At 60.1% G+C, this 14,250-nt stretch carries 15 protein-coding genes; 8 read left to right on the top strand and 7 right to left on the bottom strand.

The window, feature by feature from the left end; all coding sequences use genetic code 11:
- The first annotated feature begins 46 nt into the window (after positions 1 to 46).
- Positions 47 to 643, top strand: a complete 597-nt coding sequence (locus tag Q1W40_RS14250; RefSeq protein ID WP_300713194.1) for a peroxidase-related enzyme — start codon at positions 47 to 49, stop codon at positions 641 to 643.
- A 181-nt stretch (positions 644 to 824) separates the two neighbouring features.
- On the opposite strand, the gene Q1W40_RS14245 is transcribed toward Q1W40_RS14250, so the two are convergent.
- Positions 825 to 1,511, bottom strand: a complete 687-nt coding sequence (locus Q1W40_RS14245; protein ID WP_300713192.1) for a TetR/AcrR family transcriptional regulator — start codon at positions 1,509 to 1,511, stop codon at positions 825 to 827.
- A gap of 97 nt (positions 1,512 to 1,608) precedes the next feature.
- Here Q1W40_RS14245 and Q1W40_RS14240 point away from each other — a divergent pair, with 97 nt between their 5' ends.
- The gene (locus Q1W40_RS14240; protein WP_300713190.1) at positions 1,609 to 2,514 is read left to right on the top strand and encodes a metal-dependent hydrolase; all 906 of its coding nucleotides are present in this window, start codon (positions 1,609 to 1,611) and stop codon (positions 2,512 to 2,514) included.
- Between the two features lie 12 nt (positions 2,515 to 2,526).
- Here the strand turns inward: Q1W40_RS14240 and Q1W40_RS14235 are convergent, their stop codons facing one another.
- On the bottom strand, positions 2,527 to 2,949 hold the full coding sequence (locus Q1W40_RS14235; protein WP_108322506.1) for an acyl-CoA thioesterase: 423 nt from the start codon (positions 2,947 to 2,949) through the stop codon (positions 2,527 to 2,529).
- Between the two features lie 11 nt (positions 2,950 to 2,960).
- Complete coding sequence (locus Q1W40_RS14230) at positions 2,961 to 3,743, bottom strand: SDR family oxidoreductase (RefSeq protein ID WP_300713187.1); 783 nt, start codon at positions 3,741 to 3,743, stop codon at positions 2,961 to 2,963.
- 144 nt (positions 3,744 to 3,887) lie between these two features.
- Here Q1W40_RS14230 and Q1W40_RS14225 point away from each other — a divergent pair, with 144 nt between their 5' ends.
- From Q1W40_RS14225 to gcvH, 5 genes are all read left to right on the top strand, one after another.
- Complete coding sequence (locus tag Q1W40_RS14225) at positions 3,888 to 5,579, top strand: electron transfer flavoprotein-ubiquinone oxidoreductase (protein ID WP_300713185.1); 1,692 nt, start codon at positions 3,888 to 3,890, stop codon at positions 5,577 to 5,579.
- A 189-nt stretch (positions 5,580 to 5,768) separates the two neighbouring features.
- Positions 5,769 to 6,740, top strand: a complete 972-nt coding sequence (locus tag Q1W40_RS14220; protein ID WP_108322503.1) for a TRAP transporter substrate-binding protein — start codon at positions 5,769 to 5,771, stop codon at positions 6,738 to 6,740.
- Between the two features lie 88 nt (positions 6,741 to 6,828).
- Positions 6,829 to 7,341, top strand: coding sequence for a TRAP transporter small permease (locus Q1W40_RS14215; protein WP_300713183.1), 513 nt, complete (start codon positions 6,829 to 6,831; stop codon positions 7,339 to 7,341).
- Positions 7,338 to 8,630, top strand: a complete 1,293-nt coding sequence (locus Q1W40_RS14210; protein ID WP_108322501.1) for a TRAP transporter large permease — start codon at positions 7,338 to 7,340, stop codon at positions 8,628 to 8,630. Before Q1W40_RS14215 ends, Q1W40_RS14210 begins: the two co-directional genes overlap by 4 nt.
- Positions 8,631 to 8,702: 72 nt before the next feature.
- The gene (gene gcvH / locus Q1W40_RS14205; RefSeq protein ID WP_300713181.1) at positions 8,703 to 9,065 is read left to right on the top strand and encodes a glycine cleavage system protein GcvH; all 363 of its coding nucleotides are present in this window, start codon (positions 8,703 to 8,705) and stop codon (positions 9,063 to 9,065) included.
- A 34-nt stretch (positions 9,066 to 9,099) separates the two neighbouring features.
- Here gcvH and Q1W40_RS14200 read toward each other — a convergent pair whose 3' ends face one another.
- Positions 9,100 to 10,254, bottom strand: coding sequence for a hypothetical protein (locus tag Q1W40_RS14200; protein ID WP_300713179.1), 1,155 nt, complete (start codon positions 10,252 to 10,254; stop codon positions 9,100 to 9,102).
- A gap of 125 nt (positions 10,255 to 10,379) precedes the next feature.
- Here Q1W40_RS14200 and Q1W40_RS14195 point away from each other — a divergent pair, with 125 nt between their 5' ends.
- Entirely contained in the window at positions 10,380 to 12,305 is a 1,926-nt protein-coding gene (locus Q1W40_RS14195) for a radical SAM protein (RefSeq protein ID WP_300713176.1), read from the top strand.
- A 119-nt stretch (positions 12,306 to 12,424) separates the two neighbouring features.
- Here the strand turns inward: Q1W40_RS14195 and Q1W40_RS14190 are convergent, their stop codons facing one another.
- From Q1W40_RS14190 to Q1W40_RS14180, 3 genes are read right to left on the bottom strand one after another with little or no spacing between them, the layout of a single operon-like run.
- Positions 12,425 to 13,123, bottom strand: coding sequence for an SDR family NAD(P)-dependent oxidoreductase (locus Q1W40_RS14190; protein ID WP_315168516.1), 699 nt, complete (start codon positions 13,121 to 13,123; stop codon positions 12,425 to 12,427).
- Complete coding sequence (locus tag Q1W40_RS14185) at positions 13,120 to 13,878, bottom strand: SUMF1/EgtB/PvdO family nonheme iron enzyme (protein ID WP_300713174.1); 759 nt, start codon at positions 13,876 to 13,878, stop codon at positions 13,120 to 13,122. The genes Q1W40_RS14190 and Q1W40_RS14185 overlap by 4 nt, the downstream gene beginning before the upstream one ends.
- Positions 13,875 to 14,234: a thiol-disulfide oxidoreductase DCC family protein gene (locus Q1W40_RS14180; protein ID WP_300713303.1), complete on the bottom strand. Its 360-nt coding sequence runs from the start codon at positions 14,232 to 14,234 to the stop codon at positions 13,875 to 13,877. Before Q1W40_RS14180 ends, Q1W40_RS14185 begins: the two co-directional genes overlap by 4 nt.
- Between the last annotated feature and the right edge of the window lie 16 nt (positions 14,235 to 14,250).

Below are 14,250 nucleotides of genomic sequence, written 5' to 3'. Positions count from 1 at the left end.
AAATGAGCCAAGCATAAACATTTTGAAACCCTTGACGAGCACACCCATGACAACACGCTACCCCGCCCCCGAAATCAATGATTTGCCCGAAGACATCAAAGCCAAAGTGCTCGAAGTCCAGGAAAAAGCGGGTTTTGTGCCCAATGTGTTTTTGGCGTTTGCACGCCGCCCGGCCGAGTGGCGCGCTTTCTTTGCTTACCACGACGCCCTGATGGTGCCCGAGTCGGTGGGCCGCGAGAGCGGCCTGACCAAGGGCGAGCGCGAGATGATCGTGACCACCACCAGCGCGGCCAACCATTGCCTGTACTGCGTGGTGGCACACGGCGCCATCTTGCGCATTTACGAAAAGAAACCCTTGGTGGCTGACCAGGTGGCCATCAACCACCGCAAAGCAGACATCTCACCGCGCCAGCGCGCCATGCTCGACTTTGCGCTCAAGGTCTGCAACCACTCCGACGAGGTGGAAGACGCCGACTTTGCCGCCCTGCACGCGCACGGCTTCAACGACGAAGACATCTGGGACATTGCGGCCATCACCGCTTTCTTTGGGCTGTCTAACCGCATGGCCAGCTTCAGCGGCATGATGCCCAACCCCGAGTTTTACCTGATGGGGCGTGCGCCCAAAGTCAAGCCTGCGGCCTGAAGGGCCTGCTGTCACCCGCGACTAGATCGGCGAGCATGGCCTTCGACTGACATGGATACCCGGTCAAGCCGGGTATGACATCAAACGTGCGTGGATACCCGGTCAAGCCGGGTATGACATCGAAGGGGCGCTTGTGCGTGCGTGGATACCCCGTCAAACCGGGCATGACGTTGAAAGCTTGTCACCCCCGACTTGATCGGGGGTCCATACCTGGCTTGGCCAGCAAGGCCCAGGCCATTTGGGTGAGTGCATCTTCAAACGCAGGGCTGCCCAGCAGCGGTGACTTTTCGAGGCTGGCGCTGCGCAAAGTCCCGATCACCGAGCGCGTCAGCACAAACATCTGCGCGGCGCTGGGGGTTTGCAGCGCGGGGTGGGCGATCCGCTCGAAAAAGATCGCCAAGCGGTCTGCCACTTGGCGCACCGCGTTGGCGGTTTCGTCGGGTTGCTCCAGTGTCCAGCCAAGTCGGATCAGGGTCTGGCTCAGGCCTTTGCCCTTGGCAAAACCCTGCAACAAGATGTGGATGGCTTTGCCCAACAGTTCACGGCCATCCATGTGTTGCACATCGGCGCAGGTTTCCAGTTCGCGCAAATACCCCTCCAGCTCTTGCAACACCAGATCTTGCCCGCGCGCGGACATGGCGCGCACCAGCATTTCCTTGCTGGGAAAGTACTGGTAAAGCGTACCAATCGAAAAACCGGCGACGGCAGCCACCTTGTTGGTGGTCAAACCGGCCTCGCCTTCCTTGTCCAAAATCTGAGCAGCGGCTTTGAAAAGGGTTTGAATCGTCTGCTGCGCTCGTGCCTGCGTCGGCTGGCGACGCCCGGCGGGCGGTGCTTGTGGCTTGCTGGCGGGTCTGGAAGATGGCATGGCAATGGCCTTGAGAATATCTGAGCGGATTGCGAGTTGTGCAGCGCCCGAAAAGCTGAATAATGCTCATATTCTGCTCGATCACGAAAACCACACCATGCAAGCCAAAGCCAAAGCCAAACCCAACACCGCACAGGCCCCCACCGACTTGACCGTCCGCAGACTTACCGTGGACCTGTCCAAAGGCTTTTCGCGCCACTGGAATGGTGGCGACGCGTTTTTGACGGCGTACACCAATGCGCTGTCAATGAGCTTCCCGGTGGGCGAACAGTCTTTCATTGATGCGGTGAAAAACGGCGCCAAAGCCTTGCCCGACACCCCCGAAAACGACGACCTCAAAAGTGTCGCCAAAGGCTTCATCGGCCAAGAGGCCACGCACCGCCACCTGCACGGCTTGTACAACGCACACCTTGAAAAACAAGGCTTGGTCAACCACTGGGGGCCTCGCGCAGAGCGCCGCCTGAAAAAAGGCCGAGAAGAGTTCTTCAGCAAAAGCGCCAAGGGTCACCTGCATGAATTGGCCATCACGGCTGCCTTTGAGCACTTCACATCGATTTTTGGCGACCTGACCCTGGAAAATCTGGATCAACCGGGCGACTGGTTTGCGGGCGCCGAAGAACCCCTCAAAACCCTGTGGCGCTGGCACGCGGCCGAAGAATCCGAGCACAAATGCGTGGCTTTCGACCTGTACCAACGTCTGGGCGGCAACCACGCTTGGCGCATGCGCTGGTTCTGGTACGTCACGATCCAGTTCAGCACCGATGTGTTTCGCCAAACGGTCAACAACCTGTGGCACGACAAAACGCTGTTCAAACCCTCTACATGGTGGTCTGCCAGCAAGTTCCTGTTCGGTCGGCGCGGCATGGTCTGGCGTGTCGCCAAGCCTGTGTGGGAATACACCCGCAAAGACTTTCACCCGATGCAGTTGGGTCACCCCACCCAGGCCAGCGACTGGCTGACCGAGCACGCCAGCCAGTGGACCGCCGTGGGCGCCAAAGCCTGAGCCGTCAGCGCCTCAAGGCGTGACCAAGGCCTTGACCCAGTCGGGCAAAGTCACCGATTTTTGCTGAGGGAAATCCACCCAGATCGTGGTGGCCCCGCCTGCCGCAAACACCACGCCCGCTTGATCGGTGCGCTCCAAGGTGCACCAGCTTTCAAAGGTGGTGCGACCGGGATCGCTCACATACATCTTGGCCAGAATGTCGCCGGGGTACTCGAACTGTTTGTAGAAATTGCAAAACGCGTTCACGATCACGGGCCCCTGCCCTTGCGGGTTGACCTGACAGCCGATCGCCTCAAACCAGTCGATGCGGATGGTTTCCAGGTAGCGGAAATACACCGTGTTGTTGACATGGCCCATCGCGTCCATGTCGCCCCAGCGGATGGGGATCACCATCTGGTGCACAAGTTTTTTGTGCTCTGGCAATTCAAATTTCATGGCGCGACTCCTCAGACCGCGAAGCCATCATCGGCCGAGATCACGGCGCCGTTGATGAAATGGCTCTGGTCGCTTGCGAGCATCACCAGCAAGGCATCCAAGTCTTGCGGTTGGCCCACGCGTTTGCGCGGCAGCATGCTGATCAGCTTTTGACCCTGTTCGGTTTCCCAGTGGTGGTGGTTGATCTCGGTGTCGATGTAACCGGGGCAAATCGCGTTGACGTTGATGCCAAAACGACCCCACTCCACCGCAAAGGCCTTGGTCATCTGGATCACGGCCGCCTTGCTCATGCAGTACACGCCGATTTGCGGCAAGACCTTGAGGCCCGCCATCGAGGCGATGTTGATGATGCGCCCGCCCGTGAAGCTGCCCGGCGCTGCGCCTTTGGCGCGGGCCAGCATGCGTTTACCCACCTCTTGCGCCACAAAGAACGCACCGCGCACATTGGTGTCCATGACGAAGTCGTAATCTTCCTCGCTCACGTCCTGAATGCGTTGGGTCGTGCTCACGCCCGAGTTGTTGACGAGAATGTCGATGCTGCCCATCTCGGTCTCGGCATGCGCCACAGCGGCGGCAATGCTGTGTTTGTCGGTCACGTCCATCGCCACCACATGGGCGTTGCCGCCTGCGGCCTCGATCTCGGCGCGCAAATCCTTGAGCTTGTCCACCCGGCGGCTGGCCAGCACCACGCCCGCACCGGCTGCAGCCAGGGTTTTGGCAAACTGGGCGCCCAAACCGCTGGATGCGCCCGTCACCAAGGCCACGCGGCCGGACAAATCGATTTCATACGCCATGACAACTCCTTCAATGTGCACAATTCAGTGGAAACCACAGGTGACGCCATTGTGCGGGGGAACGGCGCTATAGCCGCATAAAATGAGTCACTCGCCCGACAGACCGTCGGGCATCTGCATTCACAACTTCATCAAGAGACGTTCATGAGCCCCGAAGAAATTTTGAGCACTTACGGTCCCCGCGAATCCATGGAATACGACGTGGTCGTGGTCGGCGGCGGCCCTGGCGGCCTGTCCACTGCAATTCGCCTGAAACAACTGGCCGCCGAAAAAGGCCAGGACGTCTCGGTGGTGGTGCTGGAAAAAGGCGGTGAGCCTGGCGCGCACATCCTGTCGGGCGCCATCATGGACCCCAAGGCCCTGACCGAACTCTTTCCCAACTGGAAAGAACTGGGCGCCCCGCTCAACCAGCCCGTGATCGACGACGCCTGGAGCTTCTTGTCCGAGACCGGCGCCACACGCACCCCTGGCATCTTCTTGCCCGAATGCGCGCAAAACCACGGCAACTACATCATCAGCCTGAGCAACTTCACGCGCTGGCTGGCCCAGCAGGCGGAAAACCTCGGCGTGGAAATCTTCCCTGGCTTCACCGCCGCGGAAGTGCTCTACAACGACGACGGTTCCGTCAAAGGCGTGGCCACCGGCAACATGGGTGTGGGCAAAGACGGCGAACCGACCGAAAACTTCCAGCTGGGCATGGAACTGCACGGCAAATACACCGTGTTCGCCGAAGGCGCACGCGGCCACTTGGGCAAGCAGCTGATCGCCAAGTTCAAACTCGACGAAGGCCGCGATCCGCAGACCTACGGCATCGGCATCAAGGAAGTCTGGGAAATCGACCCCTCACGCCACACGCCCGGCTTTGTGATGCACACCGCCGGATGGCCCATGAACAACGACACCTACGGCGGCGCGTTCATGTACCACATGGAAGACAACAAGATCGCCATCGGTTACGTGGTGGGTCTGGACTATGCCAACCCCTGGCTGAGCCCCTTCGAGGAATTCCAGCGCTGGAAGACCCATAACAACATCAAGTGGTACTTCACCAACGACAATGGCGAAGTCAACGCCAAGCGCATCGGCTACGGCGCACGCGCCATCACCGCAGGCGGCCTGATGAGCCTGCCCAAGACTGTGTTCCCGGGTGGTGCGCTGGTCGGCTGCGATGCCGGTTATCTGAACGTCAGCCGCATCAAGGGCAGCCACGCCGCCATCAAGACCGGCATGCTGGCCGCCGAAGCTGCCTACGACGCGCTGCTGGCAGGCCGTCAGCACGACGAGCTGACTGCCTACCCCGAGGCCTTTGAAGCCAGCTGGTTGCACACCGAACTCAACAAGTCGCGCAACTTCAAGACTTGGTTCAAGAAGGGCCTGACGGTCGCCACGTTGATGAACGGCTTTGAGCAGTTCGTGCTGCGCGGCCACATTCCGTGGACGCTGCGCCGCGACAAGGCCGACCACACTTACCTGAAGCCTGCGGCCGATTGCCCCAAGATCGACTACCCCAAGCCAGACGGCAAGCTGACCTTTGACCGCCTCTCCAGCGTGTTCATCAGCAACACCAACCATGAAGAAAACCAGCCGGCGCACCTGACGCTCAAAGACGCCTCGGTGCCCGTGAGCATCAACCTGGCCAAGTTCGGTGGCCCCGAGAGCCGCTACTGCCCGGCCGGCGTCTACGAATTCGTCAAGAACGAAGACAACAGCGACCGCCTGCAGATCAACGCGCAAAACTGCGTGCACTGCAAGACTTGCGACATCAAGGACCCCACGCAAAACATTGTGTGGGTGACACCTGAAGGTGGCGGCGGACCGAACTATTCGGGCATGTGATGCGGCTCGATTGAACCCAGGAGGCCCTCGTGGCCTCCTTTTTTTTGCCTGCAGGGCCACTTGGGCGTCACCTTGGCATCACACCAAGAGAAAACCCTTATTGGCCTTGTCCCGCTTGTCGCCATAATCAAAGTTGTATGACAAGTTGAGTTTTCTCGACTGCATCACCCCTTCAACTGGAGACATTCAATGAAACTGAACAAATTGGCCATCGGCATGGGCATGGCTCTCGGTCTGATGAGCGCCGCTTCTGCACAAACAGTCCTCAAACTGGGCTATGCCACATCGGCAACGTCCCACTATGCCGTGGGCTCCACGGTCTTTTGCGACGACATTGAAAAAGGCACGCAAGGTCGCTACAAGTGCCAGCAATTCCCCAGCGGTTCGCTGGGTGGCGAGCGTGAAATGATCGAAGCTGTCCAACTGGGCACACTGGATCTGGTCAATACCTCCACCGGCCCTGTCGGCAACTTCGTGCCCGAAGTCAAGATCGTGGACATCCCCTTCCTGTTCCGTGACTATGACCACGCCCGCAAAGTCATGGACGGCCCCATTGGCCAAGACATCCTGACCAAGTTCCCCTCCAAAGGCTTGATCGCTCTGGCCTGGACCGAAAATGGTTTTCGCCACATGACCAACAGCAAGCGCCCCATCGTCAAGCCCGCTGATGCATCGGGCCTGAAGATGCGCACCATGGAAAACAAGGTGCACATGGACGGCTACAAAACCTTCGGTATCCAGCCAACGCCCATGGCCTTCCCTGAAGTGTTCGGCGCTTTGCAGCAAGGTACTGTAGATGGTCAGGAAAACCCCATCCCCGTGATCCTGGCTTCCAAATTCTCACAAGTGCAAAAACACCTCTCCTTGACAGGGCACGTGTACTCGCCAGGCCTCTTGATCACATCGCCCCGCTTGATGAACAAGCTCAGCGATGCAGACAAAAAGGTCTTCTACGACGCAGCGCAAAAAGCCAAAGTGGCCCAACGCAAGAAAGTCAACGAAGATGAAAACAACGGCATCGCCCAGCTGGAAAAAGACGGCATGACTGTTGTGCGCAAAGTGGACGGCCAAGCCTTCCGCGATGCTCTGGTGCCTGCTTATGCCTCATACTCGAAAGAGTTTGGTGCTGATAACATCCGCAAGATCCAGGAAATTCGCTGAACAAACTCTTGCGGGTATTTGGGCCTGTGCTGCCAAAGGTGGCACAGGCCTTTTTGATGGGTGATGGTCTTTGAAAGGCCGGTACGTGATGAAAAAATTCGAAGACTATTTTCTGGCATTCAACCGCTGGGCACTGATCCTGATTCTGGCAGCCATGTCGGTGATCATTTTCACCAACGTGGTGCTGCGCTACACCACCAGCCAGTCGATTGAATGGGCCGAAGAAGTAGCCCGCCACATGATGATCTGGTTGACCTTCATCGGCTGCGGCCCGGTCTTGCGTTACGGCGGTCACATCGCCATCGACAACTTGCAAGACGGCATGCCTACCAAAGCTGCGCAAATGCTGCGCGTGCTGATCGCTTTGCTGGTGACCGCTTTTTGCGTGTTTTCCATCTGGTTCGGTATCCAATACATGGACCGCACCCAATACCAAATCACCCCTGCCACGCAGATCTCTTTTGCCTGGGTTTACCTGGCCCTGCCACTGGGCATGGGCATGACCTTGATCCATTGGCTGCTGATCGTGCGCAGCTACATCGCCCGCCGTGAATTCGCGAGCGATGCCCACTTTGACGCCACCGCGAGTGCATCCCTATGAGCGCCAGCCTGATTCTCTTGATTTCCGCCTGCATTTACCTGGCCATTGGTGTGCCAGTGGCCTTTGCGCTGGGCCTGTCCACCGTGACCGCGCTGGTGCTGTCCGATGCGTACCCCATGCTGGCCCTGCTCAAAGAGACCTTCACTGGTGTGGACAGCTTCCCGCTCATGGCCGTCCCCTTCTTCATTCTGGCTGCCGAGCTGATGAGCGGCGGCTCTCTGACCGAGGTGCTACTCAAGTTCGCTGGTCAGTTTGTGGGTCACAAGCGCGGCGGTCTGGGTTACACCAACGTGGTTTCGCTGACCTTCTTCTCGGGCATTTCAGGCTCGGCATTGGCCGACGCTGCAGGCCCGGGCTCCATGCTGATCCGCATGATGGACAAGGCAGGATACGGCCGACCCTACGCCGCCGCGCTCACGGCGTCCACCGCCATCGTGGGCCCGATCATCCCGCCATCGATCATCATGATCATTTACGCCCTGGCCGACGACAACGTCTCGGTGGGCGCCCTGTTCATTGCGGGTTTGATTCCAGGCTTGCTGATCGCAGCAGCCATGTGCCTTGTCAACTTTTACGTTTCCAAGCAACGCAATTACAAGGGTGACGGCCAATTGCCCACAGGGGCTGAGATTTTGGCGACCACCTGGAAGGCTCTGCCCGCCATCTTGCTGCCCGTGCTGATTTTGGGCGGCATGCGCGCCGGCTGGTTCACCCCCACAGAAGCGTCGGTGGTGGCCGTGTTCTATGCGCTGATCTGCGGCAAATACGTGTACCGCACGCTGGAGTGGAAGGCTGTGCCGGACATTCTGTCGCGCTCCGCGCTTTTGACCGCATCGGTGCTGTTGATCATTGGCACATCGGCCTCGTTTGCCTGGATCTTGACCATCGAAGGCATGCCGCAAACCGTGGCCAATTGGATCTCCGGCATGAACCTGAGCGTCTGGGGCTTCCTGATCGTCATCAACATCTTCCTGCTGATCTTTGGCATCTTCATCGAACCCCTGCCGGGCGTGATGGTGCTGGTGCCGATTCTGGCGCCCGTGGCGGCCAAGCTGGGCATTGATCCGATCCACTTCGCGATGGTGGTGATCTACAACCTCACGCTGGGCATGATCACCCCGCCTGTAGGGGGCTTGCTCTTTGTCACCTCAAATGTGTCCAAGGTGCCCCTGAATGACCTGACCCGCGAGCTCAAGCCCTTCCTCTGGGCGCATGGCGTTGTGCTGGTCTTGCTGACCTTTGTGCCTGCCTTGTCCAATTGGTTGCCGCATGTGATGGGCTTCAAGTAAGACTGCCTATAATCGAAAAAACGAAACGCCCTTCGGGGCGTTTCTTGATTTCAAGCCCCATTCGAGTCGCTCATGTCATTCCTTTTTTCAGACGAACACACCTGGTTGAAACGCGATGGCGACATCGCCGTCATGGGCATCACCGTCCATGCGCAAGACACCCTGGGGGACATTGTTTTCGTGGACCTGCCAGCCATCGGTGCCACTTTTGACGCCAAGGCCGTGGCTGGTGTGGTCGAGTCGGTCAAGGCCGCCGCAGACGTGCACATGCCCGCTGGCGGCGAAATCATCGAGGTCAACGAGGCCTTGCGCGCCGATCCTTCGCTGGCCAACTCGGACCCACTGGGCCAAGGGTGGTTCTTCAAGGCCCGCCTGACCAACTTGGTCGATCTGGACAGCCTGCTGGACGAAGCGGCCTACCAAAAAATCATCTGATCAGGCGCGCCCAAGGCGATGCCTGGGCCGTCGCTCAATCCCACCAGCCCGCAGGTTCCTGGCGGGCTTTTTCTTTGGCCAGCTGCGCCTGCTCTTTGAGCCAGCGTTTGAGCTCGGCTTCGTGGGCAATCCGCCTCAAATCGGATTCCAGACTTTCCACTTCGTGACGTTGATCGGCTTGCATGCGCTGCAGCGCCTGGGTCATCGCAGCCTCATCGGCATCGGCGCGCACCGGAATACACAGCTCGCGTGACAGACGAAACTGCATCTGGTCCAAATCGTCCTCCAAAGCCGACACCTGCTCCTTGAGCAAGAGGCACATGGCCTGGAGCTTGTCATCGGCCATGCGCGCACTGGCCTGTGGGTCCACCTGCGTGACCTGCATTTGCAAACGCATCAAGGTGCTCAGGTCGGCTTTTTCATACGCGGCATTGACCTCGCTCATCCAAATGGTTTTGCGTTGGCGCTCTTGTTCGTCGGGCTCACGGTCCGGGTGCAAGGCACTGGCCAACTGCCGATATATGGTGCGCAAAGCGGTTTTGGCATCGGTTTGCTGCACCTCGGCTTTTTCGGCCACCGGTTTGTTTTTGGCTTTGCGCGCAGCACGCTTGGCGGCCTTGCGATCGTCGTCGGCTTCTTGTTGGCGCTGCCACTGGCGCATGCCCGCGGCCACCATGGCTTCGGGCGTGCGGTATTGGCTGGGGTTGTCGATGGGCTGACCCAGCGCCGCCTCGATCTTGGCGCGCACACGCTCAGCGGCCTCGGCCAGCTCCTGCGCTTCTTCCTGATCGACTTCGTCGTCGGCATACAAATCGGCCAGCGCCTGCACTTGCGGGTCGGCCAGCGGTGACAACAGGTCCATCAAACTGCGCAGCTTGTTGCGAGCCATGCGTTGCTGCTGAGCGGTCAGATCGGCGCTGTGCAATTGCTCGTGCAAAAACAGCAGCAAACTTTTTCGCAACTCTCGCGCCTGTTGCGCGGCGGTGTACAGGGCCTGCACATGCGCATGCCGGTGCCGATCCGACCAAGCCTGAAGGCGCTGCACCTGATGGGTCAGGACTTCGATCCTGGCCAGCAGTTCGTTGAAGCGTTTTTGGACCGGGCTGAGCTTGGCATGGTCAGGCGCACGCAGGGCCAAACCCGAAAAATCCGTCAGAGGCAAAGCATTGGGGGCAGAGGATTCAGTCAAGGGGAACTCACATCACGGACTGGGGCTTGGCAAGGCGCATCCGTGCCAGCGTCGAATGGCCCCGATGTTAAGGCCTTGAGCCTGAACACCGATAATCACCCATCCGATCCGCCCCAGGCCCCTTCATGTTCAGCCCCGCCCCGTTCAAAGTGCTCAGCCTCATCCCGCCGATGACGCAGCTCAACACTCCCTACCCGTCCACGGCTTACCTGACGGGTTTTTTGCGTTCGCGGGGTTTCGATGCGGCACAAGTTGACCTGGCCCTGGCCACGGTGCTGGCCTTGCTGAACAAAAAAGGGCTGACCGACCTGCGCGACGCAGCCCTGGCTTTGCCCATCGAAGACCGCTCGGGCCCGGTGAACTTTTTCCTCGACCACTTCAAGGACTACGCGGTCAGCATCGACCCGGTGATCGCCTTTTTGCAGGGCCGCGACAGCACCCTGAGCCACCGCATCGCAGGCCGGGGCTTTTTGCCCGAAGGTCCGCGCTTTGCGGCGCTCGACGCCTACGAAGACGATGGCACGGGCGACCCGATTGGCTGGGCTTTTGGCGCCCTGGGCCAGACCGACCGCGCACGGCACTTGGCCACGCTGTACCTGAACGACCTGGCCGATGTGTTGCGCGATGCGGTGGATGAAGGTTTTGAGTTCGTGCGCTATGCCGAGCGCTTGGCCGCGAGCCAGCCCAGCTTTGATGCGCTGGCCGAAGCATTGGCCGAGCCGCCTAACTTGATCGACACCACGCTGGAGCGCTTGGCCTTGCAGGCCGTTGAGCGCCAGCAGCCCACGCTGGTGTTGCTGTCTGTGCCTTTCCCCGGCTCGGTCTATGCGGCATTTCGCATCGCCCAATGCATCAAGCGCTCGCACCCGCACATCCGCATTGCCCTGGGCGGCGGCTTTGTGAACACCGAGCTGCGCGAGCTGAAAGACGCGCGGGTGTTCGACCATGTGGACTACGTCACGCTGGACGGTGGCGAACGCCCGCTGCTGAGCCTGATCGAGCACCTGCAAGGCCAGCGCAGCTTGCAAAGATTGCAGCGAACTTTCATCCGAAACGATGCAGGCCAAGTGCAGTACATCAACCTGCAAGAGCCCGACATCGCTTTTGAAGACGTGGGCACGCCCACCTGGGACGGCCTGCCGCTGCACAAGTATTTGTCGCTGCTCGACATGCTCAACCCCATGAACCGGCTGTGGAGCGACGGGCGCTGGAACAAACTCACCGTGGCGCACGGCTGCTACTGGAAGAAATGCAGCTTTTGCGACGTGAGCCTGGACTACATCAGCCGCTACGAAACCGCGCAGGCCAGCACCCTGGTGGACCGCATCGAGCAAATCGTGGCCGAAACCGGCCAGACCGGTTTTCACTTTGTGGACGAAGCCGCACCACCCAAAGCCCTCAAGGCCCTGGCCGAAGAGCTGCTGCGCCGAGGCGTGCAAATCTCTTGGTGGGGCAACATCCGCTTCGAGAAAACCTTCACCCCCGAGCTGTGCGAGTTGCTGGCGCAAAGCGGCTGCATTGCCATGTCGGGCGGGCTCGAAGTCGCCTCCGACCGCTTGCTGGGCCTGATGAAAAAAGGCGTCTCGGTCGAACAAGTGGCGCAGGTGACCAAAGGCTTTGCCGACGCGGGTGTGCTGGTGCATGCCTACCTGATGTACGGCTTTCCCACGCAGACCGTGCAGGACACGGTGGACGCGCTCGAATACGTGCGCCAGCTGTTTGAAAACGGCTGCATCCACAGCGGCTTTTTCCACCGCTTTGTCTGCACCGTGCATTCGCCCGTGGGGCTGAATCCCGAAACCTACGGCGTGAAACTGCTGCCCCTGCCCGAAGGCACCTTTGCCAAAAACGATGTGGGCTTTGTCGACCCGACCCCCATGCCGCCAGGCGTAGACCACGACCTCTTGGGCCAAGGCCTGAAAAAAGCCATTTACAACTTCATGCACGGGGTGGGCGTAGAAGCCGATGTGCGGCAGTGGTTTGACTTGCCCAAGGGCCAGTGCCCCAAGACCACCGTGCCGCGCCACAAGATCGCCAAAGCGCTTGGGTGAACCTGCTTAAACATTGGGCATGCTCCGCTGAGCCAACGGGCATGCGGGTTTCAGCGCTTGTTCATGGGTTTATCCACAGCTTGACGCACAGTGCACGGGGGTAACTTGGCACCCTCGATTCACCAGGGAATGGTCTGCCCTTGGTGATCCACAAACTGCGCCCGGCCGTTGGACTGCAAGCCATCGAGCACCGCCAGCAAACGCTCGGCCGAGACCTCGGGCGCCAGCGCATCGTCACCCACAAAGGGCTGGCTCAAGGTCGAACGCACCGTGCCAGGCTGCAAAGCGGCCACCACAGCCAAAGGCCTGCGACGGCTGATCTCGATGGCCGCCGTTTGCAGCAGCATGTTCAGTGCCGCCTTGGCTGCGCGGTAGCCGTACCATCCGCCCTTGCGGTTGTCTTCGATGCTGCCCACACGCGCCGACAGCTTGGCCCAGATGACACGTTCGCCCGAAGCCAGCAAGGGACTGAAATGCTTGAGCAACAAAGCCGGGCCCACCGCATTGAGCTGCATGGCCCGCAGCAGATGATCTGCATTCAGCTCGTCCAAGCGTTTTTCAGGCCCCCGGCCATCGATCATCAAAGCACCCGTGGCATCGATGACCAAATGAAACGGCCCCAAGTGCGCCAGCGCGGCCGCACAAACCGCCATGCTGTCCTCGTTCAACAGATCGAATGCCGGATCGCTTTGCCGAGACAGCGCATGCACTTGCTGGCAGCGCGGATCTGACCCCAGCTGGTTCACCAAAGCCCCACCGATGGCACCGCTCGCCCCCAACACCAGGGCCCGATAGCCTTGAGACAAAGACTGCATCATGGCTGCGCCTTGTCCTTGCCGGGCGCTGGAGCTTGGTGGTCGTACACACAGCGAAAGCCGATGTACACCGCGTAAAAATCTGCCGGCTTGAACGCCACCACATCGGCCTTCATGTTGAAAGACCCGTACCACCAGGAGCCGCCCACCGTTCTGCGGGCGGGGCCCTGCGTGTCGGTGGTCCACTCCCACACATTGGCGCCCATGTCGAACAAACCGTTGACCCCTGCGCGCGTGGCGCCCGCAGGCGCTGCGCGGGGCCACGGGTCAGTGTCACTGGTGTTGGCCCCTTGCGGGCTGTCACCCGTGGTCCAAGGGTAAGTGCGGCCCTGGAGCCAAGGCGCAGGCGGCGCATCGCGTGACTCGGTGAAACCGGCTTTTTGCCATTCAGCGCCCGTCGGCAATCGGCCCCCCGCCCAACGGCAATAAGCCTGGGCCTCGGCAAAATCCAAATGCACAGCGGGCATGTCGCTGCGCGCTGGCACACCATCTGGCTTGCGCCATGACCAGCCCGGGCGGCGCTCCCAACCTGCACCGTATTCAAACCCACCGCCTTCTTTTTCGGCCCTTGTGACGGTGCCCGTGGCCCGCACATAACGCTCAAATTGAGCGATGGTGACCTCCGTGCGGTCAATGGTCAAAAATGGCAGCACCACCTTGTCGCCCACCTGGGCCTGCGCCAGTGCGGTGTGCATGACCCACAAAGCGGCAAGAGCGACCAGGGTGCCCACTTTGGAAAAACGGTTGCTGCAGCTCACAAACGCCCCTCCCCCGACCATTGCCGAACCCACTTTTGCAAGCTCGGGCGCAAAGGCAAGAACAAACGGTAAGCCAGCTCGAAAACCCAGGACATGGGTGGCCAAGCCGACACATAGCCCAGCCATCGCCAGCCCGGGAAGACCCGCCACATGCGCGAGAACGCGGCTGCACCGCTGAACAAGCGTCCTTGGGGGTCACGCACATGAAAGCGGGCCATGGCCGCCGCGCAGCTGAGCGCGCCGCCCAAGCCTTTTCCGGCACTCACGTCCACCCAAGCGATGGCCGTGGCCTCGGGCAAGCGGCGGTACATGGCGATCTCGCGCCGACACAGCGGGCATGAGCCATCGAAATACACCGTCAAACAACTAGGG

Source organism: Limnohabitans sp., assembly GCF_030158565.1.
Taxonomy (GTDB): domain Bacteria; phylum Pseudomonadota; class Gammaproteobacteria; order Burkholderiales; family Burkholderiaceae_C; genus Limnohabitans_A.
Note: the sequence above shows the minus strand (reverse complement) of the source record. Positions and strands in the feature narration are given on the sequence as shown.